At 43.9% G+C, this 16956-nt stretch carries 18 protein-coding genes, 1 other RNA gene, 2 pseudogenes and 1 riboswitch; of the genes and pseudogenes, 16 read left to right on the top strand and 5 right to left on the bottom strand.

Annotation, left to right across the window (positions count from 1 at the left end):
- Positions 1–12: 12 nt before the first annotated feature.
- From AC1DN5_RS11355 to AC1DN5_RS11325, 7 genes and pseudogenes are all read left to right on the top strand, one after another.
- Positions 13–1251 carry a ribonuclease H-like domain-containing protein gene (locus AC1DN5_RS11355; protein ID WP_016939056.1) on the top strand — a complete coding sequence of 413 codons (1239 nt, stop codon included), beginning with the start codon at positions 13–15 and terminating at the stop codon, positions 1249–1251.
- Between the two features lie 121 nt (positions 1252–1372).
- Positions 1373–1480: pseudogene (locus AC1DN5_RS11350) on the top strand (hypothetical protein); the annotation flags it as partial.
- Positions 1481–1563: 83 nt separating this feature from the next.
- Complete coding sequence (gene cotD, locus AC1DN5_RS11345; RefSeq protein WP_076982573.1) at positions 1564–1806, top strand: spore coat protein CotD; 243 nt, start codon at positions 1564–1566, stop codon at positions 1804–1806.
- An 88-nt stretch (positions 1807–1894) separates the two neighbouring features.
- The gene (locus AC1DN5_RS11340; RefSeq protein WP_029575374.1) at positions 1895–2443 is read left to right on the top strand and encodes an SLOG family protein; all 549 of its coding nucleotides are present in this window, start codon (positions 1895–1897) and stop codon (positions 2441–2443) included.
- 79 nt (positions 2444–2522) lie between these two features.
- Positions 2523–2822: a cell division regulator GpsB gene (gene gpsB, locus AC1DN5_RS11335; protein WP_003153541.1), complete on the top strand. Its 300-nt coding sequence runs from the start codon at positions 2523–2525 to the stop codon at positions 2820–2822.
- Between the two features lie 55 nt (positions 2823–2877).
- An RNA gene (gene rnpB / locus AC1DN5_RS11330) (RNase P RNA component class B) lies at positions 2878–3259 on the top strand.
- Positions 3260–3356: 97 nt separating this feature from the next.
- Positions 3357–4523: a THUMP domain-containing class I SAM-dependent RNA methyltransferase gene (locus tag AC1DN5_RS11325; RefSeq protein ID WP_264820320.1), complete on the top strand. Its 1167-nt coding sequence runs from the start codon at positions 3357–3359 to the stop codon at positions 4521–4523.
- Between the two features lie 39 nt (positions 4524–4562).
- Here the strand turns inward: AC1DN5_RS11325 and AC1DN5_RS11320 are convergent, their stop codons facing one another.
- The gene (locus AC1DN5_RS11320; protein WP_003153548.1) at positions 4563–4715 is read right to left on the bottom strand and encodes a YpzG family protein; all 153 of its coding nucleotides are present in this window, start codon (positions 4713–4715) and stop codon (positions 4563–4565) included.
- Positions 4716–4879: 164 nt separating this feature from the next.
- Here AC1DN5_RS11320 and AC1DN5_RS11315 point away from each other — a divergent pair, with 164 nt between their 5' ends.
- The 5 genes from AC1DN5_RS11315 (at position 4880) to pbuX (ending at position 10922) form a co-directional block, all read left to right on the top strand.
- Complete coding sequence (locus tag AC1DN5_RS11315; RefSeq protein WP_016939051.1) at positions 4880–5071, top strand: hypothetical protein; 192 nt, start codon at positions 4880–4882, stop codon at positions 5069–5071.
- 102 nt (positions 5072–5173) lie between these two features.
- On the top strand, positions 5174–7093 hold the full coding sequence (locus AC1DN5_RS11310) for an ATP-dependent DNA helicase (protein WP_047475750.1): 1920 nt from the start codon (positions 5174–5176) through the stop codon (positions 7091–7093).
- 119 nt (positions 7094–7212) lie between these two features.
- Complete coding sequence (locus AC1DN5_RS11305) at positions 7213–8715, top strand: carboxypeptidase M32 (protein ID WP_045927222.1); 1503 nt, start codon at positions 7213–7215, stop codon at positions 8713–8715.
- 123 nt (positions 8716–8838) lie between these two features.
- A riboswitch (purine riboswitch) is annotated at positions 8839–8938 on the top strand.
- A 98-nt stretch (positions 8939–9036) separates the two neighbouring features.
- Positions 9037–9621, top strand: coding sequence for a xanthine phosphoribosyltransferase (gene xpt, locus AC1DN5_RS11300; protein ID WP_016939048.1), 585 nt, complete (start codon positions 9037–9039; stop codon positions 9619–9621).
- Complete coding sequence (gene pbuX, locus AC1DN5_RS11295; protein WP_441397052.1) at positions 9618–10922, top strand: xanthine permease PbuX; 1305 nt, start codon at positions 9618–9620, stop codon at positions 10920–10922. The genes xpt and pbuX overlap by 4 nt, the downstream gene beginning before the upstream one ends.
- Positions 10923–11316: 394 nt before the next feature.
- Here the strand turns inward: pbuX and AC1DN5_RS11290 are convergent, their stop codons facing one another.
- Positions 11317–11592 carry a hypothetical protein gene (locus tag AC1DN5_RS11290; protein ID WP_099744523.1) on the bottom strand — a complete coding sequence of 92 codons (276 nt, stop codon included), beginning with the start codon at positions 11590–11592 and terminating at the stop codon, positions 11317–11319.
- Between the two features lie 352 nt (positions 11593–11944).
- Here AC1DN5_RS11290 and AC1DN5_RS11285 point away from each other — a divergent pair, with 352 nt between their 5' ends.
- Complete coding sequence (locus tag AC1DN5_RS11285; RefSeq protein ID WP_095241700.1) at positions 11945–12511, top strand: cysteine hydrolase family protein; 567 nt, start codon at positions 11945–11947, stop codon at positions 12509–12511.
- Positions 12512–12632: 121 nt separating this feature from the next.
- On the opposite strand, the pseudogene AC1DN5_RS11280 reads toward AC1DN5_RS11285, so the two are convergent.
- Both AC1DN5_RS11280 and AC1DN5_RS11275 read right to left on the bottom strand, forming a co-directional pair.
- A pseudogene (locus AC1DN5_RS11280) lies at positions 12633–13216 on the bottom strand (DUF421 domain-containing protein).
- Positions 13217–13731: 515 nt separating this feature from the next.
- The gene (locus AC1DN5_RS11275; RefSeq protein WP_060962487.1) at positions 13732–14001 is read right to left on the bottom strand and encodes a hypothetical protein; all 270 of its coding nucleotides are present in this window, start codon (positions 13999–14001) and stop codon (positions 13732–13734) included.
- A 230-nt stretch (positions 14002–14231) separates the two neighbouring features.
- Here AC1DN5_RS11275 and AC1DN5_RS11270 point away from each other — a divergent pair, with 230 nt between their 5' ends.
- On the top strand, positions 14232–14540 hold the full coding sequence (locus AC1DN5_RS11270; protein ID WP_016939045.1) for an MGMT family protein: 309 nt from the start codon (positions 14232–14234) through the stop codon (positions 14538–14540).
- Between the two features lie 27 nt (positions 14541–14567).
- On the opposite strand, the gene AC1DN5_RS11265 is transcribed toward AC1DN5_RS11270, so the two are convergent.
- Entirely contained in the window at positions 14568–15176 is a 609-nt protein-coding gene (locus tag AC1DN5_RS11265; protein ID WP_099745051.1) for a GNAT family N-acetyltransferase, read from the bottom strand.
- Positions 15177–15341: 165 nt separating this feature from the next.
- On the opposite strand from AC1DN5_RS11265, the gene AC1DN5_RS11260 reads away from it, so the two are divergent.
- Both AC1DN5_RS11260 and AC1DN5_RS11255 read left to right on the top strand, forming a co-directional pair.
- Complete coding sequence (locus tag AC1DN5_RS11260) at positions 15342–16442, top strand: type III polyketide synthase (protein ID WP_099745050.1); 1101 nt, start codon at positions 15342–15344, stop codon at positions 16440–16442.
- Positions 16442–16948 (top strand): isoprenylcysteine carboxyl methyltransferase family protein, encoded by a 507-nt coding sequence (locus AC1DN5_RS11255; protein ID WP_099745049.1) that lies wholly within the window; start codon positions 16442–16444, stop codon positions 16946–16948. Before AC1DN5_RS11260 ends, AC1DN5_RS11255 begins: the two co-directional genes overlap by 1 nt.
- Positions 16949–16956 lie beyond the last annotated feature (8 nt).

The following is a 16956-nucleotide window of genomic DNA, read 5'->3' as shown; positions in this document are numbered from 1 at the left end:
GGGGGACGAAAGATGTCCTTGAAAAATAAATTAAAGCGGATGAAAAACCACCTGAATATTCCGGAAGCTGAAATAAAGCCTGCTGCTTCTTCGCTTTCGGACCCGGATATTGAAGTCCCGTTTAAAGAAGAATGGGAGGCATTCGGAGTTAAACCTTTCTTCTTTGAAGATGAATACTGTCTTATCCGCGAAACCGTTTATCCGCTTTCGCACCGCCACGGACGGTACAGCTTCAGTGAACTTGATGACGTCATGGCGTTATGGAATAAAGGCGGTTTGACGCATACTTTATCAGCCGAAGGATACGAAAAGAGCCAGCTGTTTTTCTTTGATACTGAAACGACCGGACTTGGCGGCGGGGCCGGCAATATGATTTTTTTGCTCGGTCATGCGAGGGTATATGAAGACCGTGTCACAGTCAAACAGCATCTGCTTCCCAAGCCGGGGAACGAGGCGGCTCTTTACCAAAGCTTTTTAAGTGAGGTTGACATTACGTCCCTTGTTACGTATAACGGCAAAGCCTTTGATTGGCCTCAGGTCAAAACAAGACACACATTGCTGCGGGACAGACTTCCGAAACTTCCTGAATTCGGCCACTTTGATCTTCTGCACGGGGCGAGACGGCTTTGGAAACATAAACTGGAGCGTGTATCGCTTTCGGCGGTTGAAAATGAAGAGCTTGCCTTTAAAAGGGACGAAGACACGCCCGGGTATTTGGCGCCGATGCTGTATTTCCAATTTTTAAAGGCGGAGGATCCCGATCTTTTAAAGGGAGTGCTCCTGCATAATGAACAAGACGTGCTCTCCCTTATTGCTCTATACATCCATATGTCAAAAAAGATTTTTGCATCCGCTGATCAGACGTCGGAACATCAGGAAGCCTACGCCATGGCGAAGTGGTTTATCGCCCATAAAGAAACCGATCGGGCTGTTTCACAGCTGGAAGCGCTGCAAGGCAAAGCCTTTGAAGATTCGGATCGGGCCCTTTTTGATTTAGCAATGCTTTATAAAAAACAAAACCGCAGGCAAGACGCCGTGCCCCTTTGGGAGAAACTGACGGGCTCAGATCTTCACATATGCAGACATCAATCAGCGGTTGAGCTGGCGATCTATTTTGAGCATCATGCAAAAGATTTCAAAAAAGCTCTGCAGGCCGCGCAGCTGGCCGCAAAAGACGGGGAAATATCGGAAAAAGAAGCTGAGAAACTCCATGTAAGAATTGCCCGGCTGAAGAGGAAATATTCCTCTTGAAATATTGCCCGGGAAAGCGCAAAAGCCGAGCTGTTTCGCCAAAAATATTTTTTTCTGAATCAGCATCGATTTTGTTGTAGAATGGTGCCGCATCCTGTAAAATAGCGTTAGTTATTTATAGGGGAGAGTTGGTATGTATAAAGGTGTTTTTTACTTGTTCTTTGTCGTGGTTTTTTTGATTGCGTTTGTATTTTCGAATTTTAAAGACAGTCTGCTGATGCACTTCTAAATTGGGTGATTGAATTAGAACATGCACCCGCTTATCTTCATAACCTAACAGTGTAATAAAAGTTAATGGAGAGGGGATTTAGCATGTTCCATCATCATCATCATTGCTGCAGACCAAACGTAATGCCGCCGATTGTTCATCCGACTAATTGCTGTGAACACCATTGTTTTACTAACACGGTTGTGCCGCATATTCATCCGCAACATACAACTAACGTAAATCACCACAACTTTGAGCACGTTCATTACTTTCCGCACACTTTTTCAAATGTTGACCCGACAACTCACCAGCATTTTCAGTGCGGAAGCCCTTGCTGCGATCATTAGTATTGAACGTTTAAGCATGGTCGGTAAGGATATCAGCAAATCAAAATGGGGCCCGATGGGAGCCCCATTTTTTAAAGCAGGTGATCAATTGAAAGTATTAGCCGTAACGGGGTACAAGCCGTTTGAACTCGGTATCTTTAAACATGATGACCGGGCGCTTGTTTATATAAAAAAGGCGATAGAAGCCAGACTCAGAAGCTTTCTTGACGAAGGCTTAGAATGGATTCTCATATCGGGACAGCTGGGGACGGAACTATGGGCGGCAGAAACGGCGTACGATCTCAGGGAAGAGTATCCGGAATTAAAGGTTGCTGTAATCACGCCGTTCTACGGCCAGGAAGAAAAGTGGAAGGAACCGAATAAAGAAATGTATGAATCTGTGCTTGCACAGGCAGATTATGAAGAGAGCCTGACGCATCGGCCATATGAAAGCCCGCTTCAATTCCGGCAGAAAAACGCGTTTTTTATTGAAAAGTCAGATGCGCTTTTGCTTTTATATGATCCTGAAATGGAAGGATCGCCGAAATATATGCTGCAGCAGGCGGAAAAACGCCGTGAAAAAGACGGTTATCCGATTTATTCGATTACGATGGACGATCTCCGGGCTGCCGTTGAAGAAGAAGACTTCTTTACATAACATGTCAGAGAACATTTGACAACGGGACGTGTTTCTGAATAAAATATAACATGATGATTCACGATACGAGGTGAAAAAGATGCTTGCTGATAAAGTAAAGCTTTCTGCGAAAGACATTTTGGAAAAAGAATTTAAAACAGGCGTTAGAGGTTACAGACAAGAAGACGTTGACAAATTTTTAGATATGATTATTAAGGATTATGAAACCTTCCATCAAGAAATTGAAGAACTTCAGCAGGAAAATCTGCAGCTGAAAAAACAGCTTGAAGAAGCAAGCAAAAAACAGCCGGTGCAGTCGAATACGACCAACTTTGACATTCTGAAAAGGCTGTCCAACCTTGAGAAACATGTATTCGGCAGCAAGCTTTACGACGAATAAGACAGATGCACTTGTCAAATGAGACAAGTTGCTTTATAATGAACAAGTGTTCTTAACGTTCGGGTAATCGCTGCAGATCTTTGAATCTGTAGAGGAAAGTCCATGCTCGCACGGTGCTGAGATGCCCGTAGTGTTCGTGCCTAGCGAAGAAATAAGCTAGGGCAGTCTTGATAGGCTGACGGCAGGAAAAAAGCCTAAGTCTCCGGATATGGCTGAGTATCCTTGAAAGTGCCACAGTGACGAAGTCTCATCAGAAATGTTGAGAGTGGAACGCGGTAAACCCCTCGAGCGAGAAACCCAAATTTTGGTAGGGGAACCTTCTTGAAGGAACTGAACAGATAGAAGGACAGAATGCTTTCTGTAGATAGATGATTGCCGCCTGAGTACGAGGTGATGAGCCGATTGCAGTACGATGGAACAAAACATGGCTTACAGAACGTTAAACATTTATTGATATGACAAATTAGAGCTCTCCTTTAAAGGGGAGCTTTTATCTTGAATGAAATGAAAGCTGAAAAGAGACAGGGTGATACGATGAAGAAGTACACACTAATCGCGACGGCGCCGATGGGAATTGAAGCGATTGTCGCCAAAGAAGTGCGTGATTTAGGCTATGAATGCAAAGTAGACAACGGAAAAGTCATATTTGAAGGGGACGCGCTCGCGATCTGCCGCGCTAACTTATGGCTGCGGACGGCTGACCGCATCAAAGTACAGGTCGCCGAGTTTCAGGCAAAAACGTTTGATGAGCTGTTTGAAAAAACAAAAGCGATTGACTGGCGCGCATACATTCCGGAAAACGCAAAATTTCCCGTTATCGGAAAGTCCGTGAAATCAGTGCTTGCCAGTGTGCCTGACTGCCAGAGGATCGTCAAAAAGGCGATAGCGGAAAAGCTGAAACTGCAATCAAGAAAACAAAATGAATGGATTGAAGAAACAGGTCCCGAGTACAAGGTGGAGATTTCGCTTTTAAAAGATAAAGCTGTCATCACGCTGGATTCATCGGGAACAGGCCTTCATAAACGGGGATACAGGGTTGACCAGGGCGGAGCCCCGATAAAAGAAACGCTCGCTGCCGCTTTAGTTCTGTTAACCAACTGGACGCCTGACCGTCCGTTCGTCGATCCGTTCTGCGGTTCCGGCACGATCGCGATTGAAGCCGCCTTAATCGGGCAAAACATTGCTCCCGGATTTAATCGTGATTTTGTTTCGGAAGACTGGGAATGGATCGGAAAAGAACTGTGGGACAAAGCGCGTCTTGAAGCGGAAGAAAAGGCGAATTATGATCAGCCGCTGCAGATTTTTGCCAGTGACGTGGATCACCGGATGGTCAACATCGCCAAAGAAAACGCGGAAGAAGCGGGGCTTGGAGACCTGATTGAATGCAAGCAAATGCGGGTGCAGGATTTTACGACGAAACTCGAATTCGGCGTAATCGTCGGAAACCCTCCGTACGGCGAACGGCTTGGCGAAAAAAAGGAAGTCGAGCGGATGTATAAAGAAATGGGCCGGGCATTTGAATCTCTTGATACATGGTCTATCTACATGTTAACGTCAAATGAACAATTTGAAGAGGTTTACGGAAGAAAAGCGACAAAAAAGCGCAAGCTCTTTAACGGTTTTATCAAAACGGATTATTATCAGTACTGGGCTAAAGTGAGGCCGCAGCGGAAAAAGCCGCAACAAAGAGAAGACGCCTGAAACAGCGTCTTCTCCGGCATCTTTACATTTATTCTGCCATTACCAGCGGTGCGCTTTTGCATTGCTCCGTAAAATAATGTTGGTCTGGGACATTTCGGTGTGGCCGTTCACCTGCGATTTAGAGCGTTTCGGCCGCGTCCAATTGTGATGAAACAATTCAGAATGCTGATCTAATCGATCTTTATAACTCATGTAACCATCACTCCCGGATAGAATAAATTTGTGAAGATGGATATTCGATCGAATATCTGTTGTAGTTTGTGCAGGTCATGTGCCAATCATTCAGGAAGCATGTATAGAAAGTGAAGCATCGGCATAGAATGATGATTATTTCTATTTGAGAGGTGATCTATTTTATGCTGAACAGCGAGCACTTCAGTAAGATACAAAAGGCGCTGGCCGCAACTTCTTCCCAGCTGCAGGAAGTTGGAGCGGAGTTCGATCCTTCCGCCATGACTCACGCACAGGAAGATCTTGAAAATGCAGTAAAACATACACATTCAACAGACCATCCGTTTTTATGTTCGCATATCTTTAATCGGAAATAAAAATCAAAAAACTTGGCGCGGCCAAGTTTTTTTGTTGTATTGAAAAGGGTTAAATGATATTATAGATGGTCTGAATGCCGAATAGTTAGGGGTTGGAGTTGGGTGACAACATCACGTTTGCCTTTTGCTTTAACAAAAGAAAAGAATTTTTACGAAGAATTGAACAATTGGATTGGTGACGTGTTTTACGATATCCTTCCCGAAAAAGGCTTTGACCTTCGGGATGAACAGGTATTTATGGCGTTTCAGCTTGAACGGGCATTTAAAGAAAAAAAGGTCATGTTCGCTGAGGCAGGAGTCGGTACGGGGAAAACGCTGGTGTATCTGCTGTTTGCCATCAGCTATGCCAGATATACGGGGAAACCGGCGATTATTGCATGCGCCGATGAAACGTTAATTGAACAGCTTGTCAAAAAAGAAGGCGACATTTCCAAGCTGACAGAGCATTTGGATTTACAGATTGATACTCGGCTGTCAAAATCCCACGAGCAGTACCTGTGTCTGAAAAAGCTTGAAAAAACGATGCAGCGTTCTGATGATGAAAAGTGGCTGGATCTTTATGAGTCGCTGCCTTCATTCGTGCACGAGTCACAAGCGATGCAGCGCTTTTATCCGTACGGAGACCGCAAGCAGTACGCTGATCTGACGAATGAAGAGTGGTCAAGCGTAAGCTATGATTCCTTCCAGGATTGTTTAACATGTGATATGAGACATAGATGCGGTTTAACCCTTTCAAGAGATCATTACAGAAAATCAACGGACCTGATCGTTTGCTCCCATGATTTTTACATGGAACATGTATGGACGGAAGAATCACGCAAGAGGGAAGGGCAGCTGCCGCTTTTGCCGGATCACAGCGCCGTCGTGTTTGATGAAGGGCATCTTCTGGAATTCGCCGCGCAAAAAGCGTTAACCTATCGCGTAAAGCAATCGACGCTTGAGCTGTTTTTAGAGCGCCTGCTTCAAAATGACATCAGAGAAGAATTTGCCGAACTGATTGAAGATTCCCTTGCTGCAAACGATGAGTTTTTCTACGTGCTTTCAGAGGAATCGAAGGAAATCGCCGGCTCTCACCGATTGGACATCCAAAACGACCAGCGCGTGAAGCGTGCAGCTGATGAACTGTGCCGTCTGCTCGATAAAATCGGCGAAGCGCTCGTATTTGAATCGGAAATGTATACGATCGATAAGTACGAGCTGTCAGTCGTAGAAGAATACGTCGAACAAATGGCATATTCCCTTTCACTGTATCAAAAGGACGCCATCAGCTGGCTTGAAACGCAGGATACGGACTCAACATTTGTCGTTATGCCGAGAACTGTAGCCGAAGTGCTTGGAGAAAAGGTCTTCTCTAAAAAGATCCCTTATATTTTCTCATCAGCCACTCTTTCTGAGGGCGGTTCATTTGATTATATTGCAGACAGTCTCGGAATCCGCGATCCTTTATCATTTACTGTTGAGTCACCGTACGATTACGAGGAGCAAATGTCAGTTTCTCTTCACGGTGATATGACGTCTGAGCAGAAAACAGCCCGGACGATTGATACGATTAAGGAGAATGAAGGCCGCACCCTCGTTCTTTTCCCTTCCTTTGAAGACATGAAGGAATTTAAAGAACAGGCTGCCGCATGGGAGCTGCCGTATCCGATATATTACGAAGGTGACGAAGAGATCAGTAATCTGGTCGAAAAATTCCAGCGGGATGAAAAATCCGTGCTTTGTTCCGTCCACTTATGGGAAGGTCTTGACATTCCGGGTGACTCGCTTCGAAATGTGACCATTTGGGCATTGCCGTATCCGCCTCATGACCCCGTGTTTACCGCAAAGCGGAACGGGGCGAAAAAAGATCCATTTGAAGAGGTTGATCTGCCGTACATGCTGCTGAGAGTCCGGCAGGGAATCGGCCGCCTGATCCGCTCCAATCAGGACAGCGGAACCATATCTATTTATGCGGGCGGAGAAAGTGAACGGGTCTTGTCCGAGATCAAAAAGGTCTTGCCTGTTACACCGAAAATCGTATAAAAACAAATGCTGCAGGATTTTTATCCTGCGGCTTTTTTAAATTCTGGAAAACCAACAAGTTGACTTTATCACAGCGTTCCATTAGCCTGTAATTGATAGTGAAAAGGGAGGGAACGGATATGGATATACATACATATGAAAAAGAGTTTTTTGATCTGTTAAAAAGAGTATCCCATTATGAAGAAGCCATTGCGCTTATGCATTGGGATTCAAGGACGGGAGCCCCGAAAAAAGGCTCCGATGACCGTGCGGAAAGCATCGGACAGCTGTCGGCTGACGTTTTTCAAATCCAGACATCCGACCGGATGAAAGAGCTGATTGACATCCTTCTCGCGCATGCAAAAGAGCTCTCTGAAGATACAGTGAAAGCGGCGGAACTGGCAAAAAAAGATTATGACCAAAATAAAAAAATTCCTGAAGAAGAGTATAAAGAATACGTCATTTTGACATCAAAAGCTGAAACGGCTTGGGAGGAAGCAAGGGCGGCCTCCGATTTCTCCATGTTTGCTCCTTACCTTGAGAAGCTGATTGATTTTAATAAGCGGTTTATTTCTTATTGGGGCTATGAGGATCATCCGTACAACGCATTGCTCGATATTTTCGAACCGGGTGTTACGGTAAAGGTGCTGGATCAGCTGTTTTCTGAATTGAAGGAAGCGATCATTCCCTTAGTCAAAAAAGTGACGGCATCCGGCAATAAACCGGACACTGCCTTTATAACAAAAACGTTTCCGAAAGAAAAACAAAGAGATCTCTCCTTGTACTTCTTAAAAGAACTCGGGTATGAGTTTGACGGCGGCCGCCTGGATGAGACGGTGCATCCGTTTATGACGACAATCAACCGCGGCGATGTGCGGGTGACGACCAGATATGACGAAAACGATTTCCGCACCGCGATTTTCGGAACGATTCATGAATGCGGGCATGCAATCTACGAGCAGAATATTGACGAAGCGCTGAGCGGGACAAATTTATCTGACGGTGCATCCATGGGAATTCATGAATCCCAATCGTTATTTTATGAAAATTTTATCGGCAGAAATCAACATTTCTGGACCGCATATTATGAAAAAATGATTGAGGCTTCGCCTGATCAATTTCAAGATGTAAAAAGAGAGGATTTTGTACGCGCCGTCAACGAGGCGAAACCCTCCTTTATCCGAATTGAAGCGGATGAGCTGACGTACCCGCTTCACATTATTATCCGTTATGAAATTGAAAAAGCGATTTTCAGTAATGAAGTGTCAGTGGAGGAACTGCCTGCATTGTGGAATCAAAAATATCATGATTATTTAGGCATTACGCCGCCATCTGATGCAAAAGGTATTTTGCAGGACGTTCATTGGGCTGGCGGAGATTTCGGTTATTTCCCTTCCTATGCGCTCGGATATATGTATGCGGCTCAGCTGAAGAATACCATGCTTGACGATCTGCCTGAATTTGATCAATTAATCGAACGGGGCGATTTTGAGCCGATCAAACAATGGCTGACAGAAAAGGTTCATCAGCACGGAAGACGCAAGCTGCCGCTTGACATTATTAAAGATGCAACGGGAGAAGAGCTGAACGTTCAATACCTCATTGAGTATCTTGTCGGCAAATATTCGAATTTATTTCTATAAACGAAACACCCGGTGTATACCGGGTGTTTTTCTAAAAGACGAATAATGAAGGCGGATTCTCTGGAAAAAGTTCGTAATTGTTTAAATTTCTCTATGCAAAATAAGCGGGTCTTGTTATAATTTGATTAATATCATATGAACACTCATATAATCGCGTGGATATGGCACGCAAGTTTCTACCGGTCACCGTAAATGTCCGACTATGAGTGAGCAATGGAACGGCTTTTATTCGGCCGTTACGTGTAGACATTCGGCATTGCTTGCTCTTTTTATTGAGAGCGGGCAATGCTTTTTTATTTTCTATAAGCGGGGGTAATCATTGTGGAAGCATTAAAACGAAAAATAGAAGAAGACGGAATCGTTCTTTCTGACCAAGTGCTGAAAGTGGATTCTTTTTTAAACCATCAAATTGATCCGGTTCTTATGCAGAAGATCGGCCGGGAATTTGCGCGCCGTTTTGAAAAAGACGGTATCACAAAAATCGTCACAATTGAATCTTCGGGCATTGCGCCTGCGGTGATGGCCGGCCTTGAACTCGGCGTTCCCGTCATTTTTGCGAGAAAAAGGAAGTCTCTCACGTTAACGGATGATCTGCTGACGGCGTCCGTTTATTCTTTTACGAAAAAAACAGAAAGTCAGATTGCCGTCTCAGGCAGTCATCTTTCTAAAGATGACCGCGTGTTAATCATTGACGACTTTTTAGCGAACGGACAGGCGGCAGAAGGGCTTTTATCCATCGTAAAACAAGCAGGCGCAGCAGTTTGCGGGATCGGCATTGTCATTGAAAAGTCATTTCAGCCGGGAAGAGACGGACTGGTGAAAAAAGGATGCCGTGTCGAATCACTGGCGAGAATTCAATCGCTTAAAGACGGAAAAGTGACATTTGTACAGGAGGTCCGTTCATGAAAAACAGCTATGCCAAAACTCTTTCCCTCGGTATCCAGCATGTCCTTGCCATGTATGCCGGCGCCGTTGTCGTTCCCTTAATTGTAGGAGCGGCGCTGGGACTGAATGCAGAACAGCTGACATACCTCGTTTCAATTGACATTTTTATGTGCGGGGCGGCAACGCTGCTTCAAGTGTGGAGAAATAAATATTTCGGCATCGGCCTGCCCGTTGTGCTCGGCTGTACGTTCACCGCGGTGGCTCCGATTATTTCCATCGGCAAGGAGTACGGGATTTCTGCCATTTACGGAAGCATTTTGGCATCGGGTCTGCTTGTCATTCTGCTGTCTTTTTTCTTCGGCAAGCTCGTCGCTTTTTTTCCGCCCGTTGTAACCGGATCTGTCGTAACGATTATCGGGATGACCTTGATGCCGGTTGCAATGAATCATATTGCCGGCGGGGAAGGCAGCAAGGATTTCGGTGATCCGGCTAACCTTGCCCTCGGATTTACGGTGCTTGTCATCATCGTGCTGCTTTATCGGTTTACAAAAGGATTTTTGAAATCCATTTCGATTTTAATCGGCATTGTCATCGGGACGGCCATTGCTTATTTTATGGGCAAAGTGCAATTTGACAATGTGGCGAACGCTGACGCAATTCAAATGATTAAACCGTTTTACTTTGGGACGCCGACATTTCATGCGGCACCGATTATTACGATGTCCATCGTTGCCATTGTCAGCCTTGTGGAATCAACCGGCGTCTATTTCGCTTTAGGTGATCTGACAAACCGGCGCCTGTCTGAACGTGATTTAGCAAAAGGCTACCGCGCGGAAGGCCTTGCGGTATTCATCAGCGGCATTTTCAACGCATTTCCGTACACGGCCTATTCCCAAAACGTCGGCCTCGTGCAGCTGACGGGAATTAAGAAAAACGCGGTCATCGTTGTTACGGGCGGACTTTTAATGGTTTTCGGCCTTTTTCCGAAAATCGCAGCTTTCACGACTATCATCCCATCTTCGGTACTGGGCGGAGCGATGGTGGCCATGTTCGGCATGGTCATTTCCTACGGCATTAAAATGCTCAGCCAAATTGACTTCAAAAAGCAGGAAAATCTTCTGATCGTCGCGTGTTCCGTCGGATTGGGACTCGGCGTAACCGTCGTTCCTGATATGTTTAAGCACCTGCCGTCTTACTTAAATCTTTTGACCACAAACGGAATCGTCGCCGGCAGTTTTACCGCTGTCCTTTTGAATATTGTTTATAATATGATTCCTAAAACGAAAAAAACCCTTGATGTGACAAGGGTTCAAGAGGGTTAGTTATCCGTTTTTCTTTAAAATAACATCTTATTTTATCCAGATCGAGGATGCTTCCGAAAGTTGCTGAACTTTTTGCGAGGCATTCTCTTTTTTTCTTAGTTTCATTGTTTGAAAAGAAACAAATTGAGTGATGAGGCATACGCCTTATTTCGCCGAAAAACCGTCCCGAACTATATGTACATGAACATATGACCAAATGTAAGGGAAAAAAGGAGAATGGAGGGATTATATCATAAACGAATATCATTGTTCGGACTGTGATGACACGAAACTTGGTTTAGACATGCAATGAAATGCCTGATGCCCGAAGTGTAACTGCAGAGTGAGCGCTGAGGGGGAGTGTTTGTGCACGAATTCTTACAAAAGAGAGTAAAAGAAGGGAAAACCCCTTCTTTTAATTAATCCATCCTTCAAAAGTTGCGCGATAGAACCCTTCGATTATCTCTACTTTCTTAAGGTAATATGTAACACCATTCTTAACAGTTGTATTTGGGATATCCCATCTATGAAGGTAATCCATTGTAAAAGAATCTTTGGTCGCTTGTGTCGAAATTTTTGTTTGAGTTGAGTCGCTATTTGTATTGCCAGGGCTAGATGCAAAAGCAGGGGCAGCGAATACGAGTAAAGCGAGAGACAAGGCAGAACCAGTTAAAACTTTTTTTAATTTCATTTTTAACACTCCTTTGTTTTTTTGGTACACTTGTATTATTACATACAATACAAAAATAACCAAGGATTTTTTTGTTAATATTTTGTGAGCGTGAATTTAGTTAGGGGCAATCCTTTCATTCACTGTTGCGGCTTATTTCAGGATATTGATAAGTATATAGAGAAAAAGAGTTGAATATTGCTGGCCTCTAGTGATCTGCAGCTTTTGAGTGAGTGCTTGCTTTAGATATTTCAATGCTTTTCCAACGGGGAAGGTGAGATATGAAATTTAACACTGAAACAATTGTACAAAAGTAAAAACTTTATTTAAAATATTATAATCAATACCAAATTTTCATGCAGGGGGTTATCTTGTGAAAGAAAAGAAAAAAGCTTTAATCATTGTGGATGTACAAAAAGCTTTCGATGATAAAAAATGGGGAGAACGAAATAACGTAAAGGCAGAAGAAAATATCAGCAGAATACTGAAATTATGGAGAGAAAAAGGATGGACAGTCATATACATCCAACACATTTCTGATAAACCGGGTTCTTTATTTTATCCGAAAAGTGAGGGAGTTGCGATAAAGGAAATCGTTAAGCCTATAGATGAAGAAGTCATCATAACGAAGAAAGTAAACAGCAGCTTTATTGGTACTAATCTGGAAGAGTTCTTAACATCAAATGGTATAACAACTGTCGTAATAACTGGTTTGACTACGCCTCACTGTGTATCAACAACTGCAAGAATGAGCGGGAACCTAGGATTTGATACATATCTCATTTCAGATGCAACAGCAGCCTTCGGTATGAGAGACCAACATGGTACATATTATGATGCGGCAGCTATTCACAATATATCTCTGGCTACATTGCATGATGAATTTGCCACAATATTAACGACTGATCAATTAATCAATGATTTTATTAAAATTCACTGATGGGCGGGCGGCTTCTCCAATAGGAGGGCATTTTTTAATTGTTCATCACTTTGTTTTTATTAGCAATAGCGATTGAAAAAAAAGCATCTAAAGCAGATGCTTTTTTGTTCGTATATGCGAATCATTCAAGATTTTTCGGCTTGTGCTGAGTCTGGTGTCTTTTGATTTCCTCGAATATATTGGCTTGATCATCTTTTTCTGGTTGAGGCTCTTTGTTAAGGAATTTTGGATCGATCACATTTTTAAGATCTTTGATGGTTAAAGGCTTATAGTCATCTTTTAATTCGTAGCCTAATTGTCCATTAGCTTCTAAAGTGGCATATTTAATTGTGTTTATATTTGAAATGCCAAGAAGCCTTAAACGCATTTCGAGTTGATCTGCTGTCAATCTCAACTTCTTTAAGTTTTCTATATTAAGTTGGCCGTCTTCTATAACGAATTTAGATTTTCCGGTTAAAAAAATTCAATCCAGTTTACTTTTACTTGAATCCATTCCATCAAAATCAAAGCACTAAAAAGGATAGACGCATCAATTAATGTTTTTAATAAACTAGTTTCTAAAATGGGATGAACGATAATCGTACCGATTGAAATCATCACCATTGTCTGTGCGATGGTCATTTGTGCAATGGATTTTCTCCCTGAAATTCTCAGTAAAATCTTTCCGAATGCAATTATAATTAATTCTTCCCAAGCAAATCTCATGTTATCACCCTGGATTGTGTTTTATCAAAAATAAAAGAGCAAGTAAGAGGTTTTATGGGGTACTTGCTCACGAAGAATTATTGCCCTTACATTTAATTTTATTCATTTTAGGTGTTTTCCTAACCTAGAGAAACTATTCTGCTAGGGTGAATTCATTTTGGAATCTCCAATACAAGGGGCGGCGGTGAATATTGATAGCTGAAAAGCACACCAAGGAGTATAAGGAGTGCGTAAGGCATAAAATAGAAGAACCTTGCCAAGAAATACGAGTTGTCAATTAACACAATTAAGTCCTAGGAAAAGCAGCAAGGTTGGGAACAAAAAAGGATGCATACTGAGACATCTTACTAAAATGCAATGAGGAACAACGGTCTGCTGCTGAGACAGAGCTTGAAATACGGTTGCTTGGGCTCGCCGCATGACGCTTTTCGTTGATCATGGTTTTTAAGAGGTTAGTAGGGAAAACAACTATGAAAAAAGGGATAAGAGAAAAATCTCTTATCCCTTAGATAATCTTAAAACCAACCTTGGTATTCACCAGTCCATGTGCCATCACTGTTCTGCTTGGCATCTTTTAAATAGTATTTAACTCCGGCAAATACTGTTACATTAAGAAGTTCTCCACGTGTATTAGCTTTGATATATATCGTTTTTAACACAGCCTGAGGAGCTGCAGTTTTATGACTCCCGCCATCTGCAGTCGGGCTTGCTGCAAAAGCTGGAGCAGCAGAAACAAGTAAAGCAAGTGATAGAGCTGAACCGGTTAAAACTTTTTTAAATTTCATTTAAAACACTCCCTTTTTTTATTTGATACAACTGTATTATATAACTGCATGTAAAATTTGTCCATATAAACTTATGTTAACTTTTTGTGAACATAAGGAAGTATTTTCCCCTTTGAGTTCCATTAACTCGTACCATCTTATTTTAGGTCTCCGAAGTAAGGCATCATCATATGACGTCAAAACGTTGTATGATACTAGGGAAATCATTTTTAGTCGAAATGAGGGGTTGCATGACATTTACGGAGCGGGCGTTAGCCATTATTAAACAGATACCTGAAGGAAAAGTGATGACGTATGGGCAAATTGCCGGTCTTGCGGGAAGTCCGCGGGGAGCGAGGCAGGTTGTGAGGATTCTTCACTCCATGAGTAAAAAGCATCGTCTCCCTTGGCACAGGGTCATCAATGCGAAGGGGGAAATCGGATTGAAAGATGAAGAGATGTTTTCTGTACAGAAGCTGTCCCTTGAGGCTGAGGGGGTAGAGGTCACGTCAGATGGACGGATCGATCTCAATTTATACGTCTATGATCCGAATATGTAAAAAACCTGCCGTATAACGGCAGGTTTTTCAGTTATATGCTCCGAGCCGGTCAGAAAGGTTTTGCCGGATATAAGGCCATTCCTCCCGAAGGATGGAGTAGTAGGCGGTATCTCTGAGGCCGCCGTCGACAGCCCGAATATGCGCGCGGCGGATTCCTTCAAATTGGGCACCGATCCTCAAAATCGCAGTCCGTGAGCGCTGATTGCGAACGTCGGTTTTCAGCGTCACTCTGACAGCCTGCCACACGTCAAACGCATGGGTCAGCATCAAAAGTTTACACTCCGTATTGACACCGGTCCGCTGTACGGAAGAGGCATACCACGTGCTGCCGACCTCACACACTTCCGGAGCTGCCTCCGCCGGCCGCGTAAACACCTCCACATCCATAAATCTCGTGCTTCCGACGATTCGGTCTGTTTCAAGGCTCCGTACTGCAAAAGGCAATGCAATTCCTTTTTCATAATCGGAAAGCGCACGCTCAATATAACGCTTTGTTTCTTCGATGCCGTCAGGAACATGGGTGTAACCATAAGTCGTCCTATTTTCTGAAGCTGCTTCGCAAAGTGCCTGAGAGTGATCAATCGCCAGCGGCTCTAACTGAACGAGTGACCCTTTAAGAATTACAGGTGTCAGCATCCCAATCACAACCTTTTTTCATGAATGGGTCAAGTATAGTCGAACGGCTTATCATTCAAAAGGGTCAATTTTAAATTAAAATGGCATGTCAGTGAAATCCTCGGTTCAAACTTATGCATACATTCAGGAAAAAAGCGGAAACCTTTATGTGAAGAGGTGATGGGCATGGCATATGTGTTATCGGTCGGAACCAGCATTCCGGAATATCATGTCTCGCAAGAAACGGCGGCGGATTTTGCGAGAGGGATGTTTGCCAATTCATTTAAGGATATTGACCGGCTGTTAAAAGCTTTTCAAAACGGCGAAATTGAATCAAGACAGTTTGTCCGGCCGATTGAATGGTATAAAACGGCACGGGGTTTTTCAGAAAAAAACCGGCTGTATACGGAAGAAACCGTTAAGCACAGTGTGGATGCGGCGGTTGATTGTTTGACAAACCCGGGATGTTTAACAAACCCGATTCCATATGAAAAAGTGGATGCGATCTTTTTTATTTCCAGCACCGGGCTTTCGACACCGAGCATTGAAGTGAAAGTGATGAATCAGCTTCCGTTTTCTTCAAAAACAAAACGGATTCCGATCTGGGGACTAGGATGCGCAGGCGGGGCGGCCGGCCTGTCCAGGGCGTACGAATACTGCCGCGCCTATCCCGAAGCTTACGTGCTTGTCATCGCGGCTGAGCTTTGCAGCTTAACATTTCAGCCGGAGGACAAGTCAAAAAGCAACTTAATCGGAACCTCCCTGTTTGCGGACGGAATTGCCGCCGTGCTGATCGGAGGGGAGAAGGCGAACCGAAAAGACGTCAAACAGCCGCTCGTTCCGCGGATATTCGCCACTCAATCGGTGATGATGCCCGATGCGGAAGATGTGATGGGCTGGGAATTCACCGACAGCGGGTTTCAAGTCATTTTTTCAAGAGACATTCCCACCCTTGTTTCGCATTGGCTGAAAGACAATGTTGATGTATTTTTACAAGAACAGGGAATCCTGTCTCGCGACATTAAAACCTTTCTTGCCCATCCCGGCGGGAAAAAGGTCATTGACGCCTACTTAACGAGTCTTTCAATGGACACCGGACAGCTTGCTGCATCTCAGAAGGTGCTGCAAAAACACGGGAATATGTCTTCTGCAACTATTTTTCATGTCATAAAAGAACAGCTGCTGCACGGGATGCAGAAAGAAAACGAAAAAGGGCTGATCGGCGCTCTGGGGCCGGGATTTTCGTCCGAGCTTTTGCTGTTCAGCTGGGAAAAGGGGGCATCTTAATGTTTTGGCTGTTTATCATGCTGCTTGCCGTCCAGCGGATTGCGGAGATGATCGTAGCCCGGCGCAATGAGGGGAAAGTGAAAAAGCAAGGCGCCGTCGAATACGGAGAAGGGCATTATCCCTTTCTCGTCCTGATGCACGTGCTCTTTTTTGTCTCTCTTACAGCCGAGGTGGCGGCATTTCATAAAGCGCCTTCTCCAAGGTGGGCCGCCATTATATGTATCATTTTCTTTGTGCAGGGGATCAGGTATTGGGCGCTTTTATCATTAGGGCAATATTGGAATACGAAAATTCTTGTCGTGCCGGATGCGGAGCTTGTCAAAAAAGGGCCGTACAGGTGGATGAAACACCCGAACTATGCGGTCGTCATTTTAGAATTTATCTTGCTGCCGCTGTTATACGGAGCGTACTGGACATTGTTTCTCTTTTCAATCTTGAATGCATGCATGCTCACTGTGAGAATTCGCGCCGAAGAGAAGGCTTTAGAAGAAAACACCGCAAAATAGGATTGAAA

Source organism: Bacillus sp. 01N42_2, from assembly GCF_056399565.1.
This window is presented reverse-complemented; position numbering and strand designations above follow the sequence as displayed.